The sequence below is a fragment of the Pseudomonas sp. K5002 genome, from assembly GCF_013386655.1.
In the GTDB taxonomy this organism is placed as follows: Bacteria; Pseudomonadota; Gammaproteobacteria; order Pseudomonadales; family Pseudomonadaceae; genus Aquipseudomonas.
In genome coordinates this window covers 1-3751 of sequence record NZ_JACARK010000731.1, presented here as the reverse complement: position 1 = coordinate 3751, position 3751 = coordinate 1, and the positions used below count along the sequence as shown (strand labels likewise).

Annotated in this window: 3 protein-coding genes and 1 pseudogene; all 4 read right to left on the bottom strand. The window is 64.6% G+C overall.

The window, feature by feature from the left end; translation table 11 throughout:
• Positions 1–184: pseudogene (locus HX846_RS27305) on the bottom strand (cytochrome c); the annotation flags it as partial.
• A 17-nt stretch (positions 185–201) separates the two neighbouring features.
• Positions 202–2454 (bottom strand): xanthine dehydrogenase family protein molybdopterin-binding subunit, encoded by a 2253-nt coding sequence (locus HX846_RS27300; RefSeq protein WP_008434712.1) that lies wholly within the window; start codon positions 2452–2454, stop codon positions 202–204.
• Entirely contained in the window at positions 2454–2909 is a 456-nt protein-coding gene (locus tag HX846_RS27295; RefSeq protein ID WP_008434715.1) for a (2Fe-2S)-binding protein, read from the bottom strand. The genes HX846_RS27300 and HX846_RS27295 overlap by 1 nt, the downstream gene beginning before the upstream one ends.
• Before the next feature lie 250 nt (positions 2910–3159).
• A partial coding sequence (locus HX846_RS27290; protein WP_178966477.1) for a LysR substrate-binding domain-containing protein occupies positions 3160–3751 on the bottom strand: 592 nt, incomplete at its 5' end.

Genomic DNA, 3751 nt, shown 5'->3' with positions numbered 1-3751 from the left:
CCACACAGTCGCTGAGCCGGGCGACATACTCGCCTCGGGCGACCAGCGCCGGGTCCGTGGCGACGGGCTCTGCCCCCAGCGGCGAGACAGGCTCGCGGGTGACATACCAGGCCAGCAGGCCTGCGGCGACCAGACACGGCAGCGCCAGCCAGCCAACGGTTCTTGCGAATCGACGGTTGTTCATAAGTGCTCAGGCCCCGGTCAGGTGAAGGAGTGGCGGCTTAACGGCATGCTGCGAACACGCTGCCCGGTCAACGCCGCGACGGCGTTGGCCACGGCAGGCGCCACGGCGGGCAGCGGCGGTTCGCCAATACCGCCCATTTTTTCCCCGCTCTCGATCACGCGCACGTGCACCCGGGCCATCCGCGAAGGCGGCAGCACCGGGTACAAATCGTAGTTACGCGCCCGAGGCAAGCCGTCCACATACACCGCTTCCTCCAACAGCACCTGGGACAAGCCCAGCGACACCGCCCCATTCACCTGCGCCTCGACAATCGCCGGGTTGACGATGCTGCCCGGGTCGATTGCCTGCCAGATGTCGTGCACCTTGACCTGGCCGTTCTCGATCGACACCTCGGCAATCACCGCCGTCTGGGTGCCGAACGGTGACGCCATCGCCACCCCGCGTGCGCGCTTGCTGCCGTCTTCGGCAACAAACGGTCCACGTTTCCAGCCACCCGACAACTCGCCCACCGCCTTCAGCAGGGTGGTCAGCCGCTGGTTATCCCGCAACAGATGCAGGCGCAACTCGAACGGGTCCTTGCCCCCTTTGTCGGCCAGTTCATCCAGGAAAGATTCGTAGAAAAAGTCATTCAGCGAATTGCCCACCGAACGCCAGTAGCCCAGCATCACCGGGCCCTTCACATAGATCTGTGCGATACGCTTGTTGGGAATCGCATAGGACTTGCCGGACAGTCCCTCAAGGGCCGTCGGGTCGAGCTTCTCGCCCTGCTTGCCCGCCAGGGCCTCGGTTGGCCCCTCCGTGGCACTCACCGCTTCAATCGCCACCGGCCAGCCGTCGCTGTCCAGCGCCCCACGGAAATTCACCGCTGCGACCGGGCGCAGCACATCCCGCAGGAATTCTTCTTCGCGGCTCCAGATCAACTTCACCGGGCGCCCCACCGCCTTGGCCAACTCGATGGCCTGCGGGTAAGGACTGGCCGAGTCATACAGGAAGTGCCGCCCGAAAAAACCACCCAACAACGGCGAATGCAGGGTAATGCGCTCCGGGGCCAGGCCGGTGCGCTTGGCGATATCGGCCAGGAACATGTCCTGCGCCTGATTCGGCAGCCAGATCTCCAGCGAACCGTCAGGGTTGAAGCGCGCCAGCGCCGAAGGCGGCTCCAACTGGGCATGGTGCAGGTACTGGTTGTGGTAAGTGGCCTCGACCCTGGTCTTGGCATTGGCCAGCGTGCCGGCCACGTCGCCCTCGTTCTCATCATCACGGGCCGGGCCGGTTTCTGCGGCCAGGCGCTTGAAATGCTCGTCGCTGGAAAAGTCCTTCGGCATCCCGCGCACCTTGGAATCAGCCGTCGGCTCCAGCCAGTCGACCTGAATCGACTCCACCGCACGCTTGGCATGCCACCAACGCTCGGCCACCACCGCCACCGCACCGGGCAGGCGATGCACCGAGTGCACGCCCGGCATGGCCTTGACCTGGTCTTCGTTGCGCAGGCTGCCCACGGTCATGCCGAGTCGGGGCGCATGCTGCACGGCGGCATGGAGCATGCCGTCGACCTTCATATCAATGCTGTACAGCGCCTTGCCGGTGGACTTGTCATACGCATCGAGACGCTTCACCGGCTTGCCGATCCAACGGAACTGGCTTGGGTCGCGCAGCTTCACACTGGACACATCCGGTACCGGCAGGTCCATCGCCCGCCCGGCCAACTCGCCATACGCAAGGGAACGCCCGGACGCCGCGTGTACCACCTTGCCCGGCTCGGTCGACAGCTCGCTCACCGGTACCTTCAGCGCCTGCGCCCCGGCCTCCAGCAACATGGCCCGGGCCAGCGCACCCAGCCGGCGCATCGTGGGGTAACTCATCCGCACCGACATACTGCCGCCGGTGATGCGCATGCCGTTCTCCATCACCACAAAGGCTTCACCGGGCGGGGCACACTCAACCAGGAACGTGGCCGGGTCGGCGTCCAACTCCTCGCCGACAATCTGCGCCATCGCGGTGAACGTGCCCTGGCCGCCTTCGATAAACGGGCTGAGCAAACGAATCGTGTTGTCCGGGCGAATCTCCAGAAAGGCCGGCACCTGCGTACCGCGTTCGGCCGTGGCCGCGGCGGTGGCCGCCTGCACTCGGCCAGACCCCAGCGGCAGGCCAAAACCGATCACCAGCGCGCCCACGGCCGTACTGGCCAGGAAGCGACGGCGGGACAGGTTCACCGGGTCAGTCAGCGCCGCGACCAAGGGCAGCGCAGTGGGATCAATGCGAATGTTCATCAGGCCTCTCCCTTCTGCGCAAGGTCATGCACGGCGGCATGAATGGCGTTATAGGTGCCACAGCGACAGAGGTTGACCATGGCGGCCTCGATCTGCGCATCACTGGGCTTGGGCGTGTGCTTGAGCAGCGCGGTGGCCGCCATTACCTGGCCGGATTGGCAGTAGCCGCATTGGGCGACCTGGTATTCCACCCAGGTGGCAACGACCCGCTTGCCGACGTCATCGGACTCGATGGCTTCGATGGTGGTGATTTCTCGGCCGACCACGCCGGAAACGGGCGTGACGCAGGAACGCACGACATTGCCGTCCACAAGCACCGAACACGCACCGCATTGCGCCAGGCCGCAGCCGTATTTGGTGCCGGTCATGTCCAGGTTGTCGCGGATGACCCAGAGCAGGGGCGTGTCGGGTTCGGCGTCGACTTGGTGGGTCTGCTGGTTAATTCGTAATTCCATGGCTCACCCGCTGATCATCGGTTGGTGTTGCATTTTTTAGTATTTTTAGACGGCAAGACGGGGCCTCGCCGCTGGGCATCGATGGCCCGTCTGGTTCGCGCGCGCGTGGTTTGACTAGTCTAGCGGGCGATGGGAATGACTTTAGACCCTGGTTCATCAAGGCGCTATGCAGGGGTGGGCAAGATCGCAGGATTAGGCAAGTATTCAAGAGGATTGCGTCAGGAGGAGCGGCCTGTGGTGTCAGTGGCGGTCACGCCGGGTGGTGTTCCACCAGAAAGTCGACAAATGCCCTGACCCGCGCAGGCATCGCCGCGCCGCCGACGAACACCGCGTGAATCGGCTCCTGGTCTCCGGGGTTGTACGCTTCAAGCAACGGCACCAGATCACCGCTGGCCAGGTCATCTGCCACGCTGAATGCGCCAATGCGCGCGATGCCGGCACCCAGCTTGGCCAACTGGGACAATACCTCCCCGCTGTTACCCTCGATCGTACCCGACACCTGCAGCGAAAAATCGCGCCCGTCCACGCGAAACGGCCAGTCGGGCGCTGCCCGGCGGAAGTTGAAACGCAGGCAGTTGTGGTTGAGCAAATCCTGCGGCACCTGCGGTGTGCCATGACGCGCCAGGTAGTCCGGGGAAGCGACTATGACCTCGCCGATGGAGCCGATAAGGCGAGCGGTCAAGGGGCTGTCGGCCAATTGACCGAAGCGGATTGCAACGTCCGCTTGCCCGCCCAGGATATCCACCACCTCATCCTCCAGCCGCAACTCAACCACGATGGCCGGGTAGCGCGCGCTGAACGCGGCAACCAGCGGCACGATCGACAGCCGCCCGTGTGCGAGC